This is a genomic window from Bartonella bovis 91-4 (genome assembly GCF_000384965.1).
Taxonomy (GTDB): Bacteria; Pseudomonadota; Alphaproteobacteria; order Rhizobiales; family Rhizobiaceae; genus Bartonella; species Bartonella bovis.
The window spans coordinates 234,146-235,523 of sequence record NZ_CM001844.1; the positions used below are offsets into that span (position 1 = coordinate 234,146).

2 protein-coding genes, 1 tRNA gene and 1 pseudogene are annotated in these 1,378 nt (G+C 32.3%); 1 reads left to right on the plus strand and 3 read right to left on the minus strand.

The genetic code is table 11. From position 1 onward, the window contains the following. Nucleotides 1–298 (plus strand): hypothetical protein (locus tag BBBE_RS00930; RefSeq protein ID WP_210162036.1); only part of this gene is annotated, 298 nt, incomplete at its 5' end. A 29-nt stretch (nucleotides 299–327) separates the two neighbouring features. Here BBBE_RS00930 and BBBE_RS00935 read toward each other — a convergent pair. The 3 genes and pseudogenes from BBBE_RS00935 to BBBE_RS00945 all read right to left on the minus strand — a co-directional run. Further along, a complete protein-coding gene (locus BBBE_RS00935) occupies nucleotides 328–678 on the minus strand; it encodes a hypothetical protein (RefSeq protein WP_010700755.1) in 351 nt (116 codons plus the stop codon). Nucleotides 679–933: 255 nt separating this feature from the next. After that, nucleotides 934–1,004: transfer RNA gene (locus BBBE_RS00940), tRNA-Gln, on the minus strand. A gap of 69 nt (nucleotides 1,005–1,073) precedes the next feature. Further along, nucleotides 1,074–1,378 (minus strand): annotated as a pseudogene (locus tag BBBE_RS00945) (ATP-binding cassette domain-containing protein); the annotation flags it as partial.

A 1,378-nucleotide genomic window follows, 5' to 3' on the forward strand; every position in this document is an offset into this window, starting at 1 on the left:
GGTGATTAAGGTGCTTAATAAAGGACAGCTGACGTTGGATGAGGATGTTGATGTTGAGGGGGCGACGGGGATGCAGAAGGCAATAGTGGTTGATGGGTCAGAGTCTTCTGTTACGTTGAAGGGGAAGTTGACGGGGTTTGAAGGGATGAAGGTGAAAATGAGTAATAGAAGAATCCTTTTAAGTAATGAGCAAATAAACTATACTAGTAATAATAATACAAATTTCATCGAGATTGACGAAAAACATTACATCAACACCTCAACTAGAATATTGACAAATTCTATTTTGATATTATGAGTGGTAATCTTTGCAACTGCAACTCTATCCTAATTGTTAGTTATTCTTTTTACATTCACTGCTTCATAGAATTCTTGCTCTATCATTGCATCTTGCTGAGTTGATTGTTCTTTTTTCTCTTTATACTTTTCTAAAGAGAAAACGCGATCAATCTCTGTAACAAGTTCTGTTGTTTTCTGACGGATAAGCTCATTAATATGTGCTATCATATCAGAGATATTTGCAGAAAGGGGATAATGAGGCATAGGTTCAATAATAGGAATAGGTTTCACAATTTTCTGTATTGGTTTCGACCCATTTTTAGAAACTTCCATTGTCTCTATCATTGTTGAAGCCAACATTGTAGGATGCATAATAGAAGCAATAATTTCTGGCTTCATAGTTTGTATTCCCTCATTATTTATTAAATATATCATAGATATATAGATGTGATGTTTGTGAGATTATTATAATCTTTTCATAAAGAATCTTCTTCAGCTTAATAGATTTTTTTCATAAAATCAAGAATTTAAGAATTTCCCTTTGAATCTAATAAAGAACTTATGTTTTTGACCGTTTTTAGAAATAGGGAATTATAGCTTTAATAGTAAGATAGGAAGATACATAAATTAATTAAAATTGTTAAATCAAAAGGGCTGGGGAACCTGGATTCGAACCAAGATTAACGGAGTCAGAGTCCGCTGTTCTACCATTAAACTATTCCCCAATATGCAACTTTTATTGTTTCTAGCAGATTTTAAAAGTGTGTGCAAGTTTTAAAAGAAGAATCTTAAAATTATTGATAATAAAGAGCTATAGGCACATTATTGATTGTTTTACTTGAATATCCATATCGTAAATTTCTTTGAGAATTTCTGGACGCATAATTCTTTTGGCTTGCCACAATAAGCTGTTTTACCATCTTTGAGTGCAACAATCATATCTGAATAAGATGATGCAAAATTGATATCATGCATGACAAGAAGAATTGGTTTTAGTTCATAGGCAGTACGGTGTAATTGCTTCATTATAGAAGCAGAATGTTTCATATCAAGATTATTCAACGGTTCGTCTAATAGTACATAATGAGTATCTTGACAG

Coding starts and splice junctions, on each gene's coding strand:
- BBBE_RS00935 (WP_010700755.1), bottom strand. CDS start 678: ATGAAGCCAGAAATTATTGCTTCTATTATGCATCCTACAATGTTGGCT.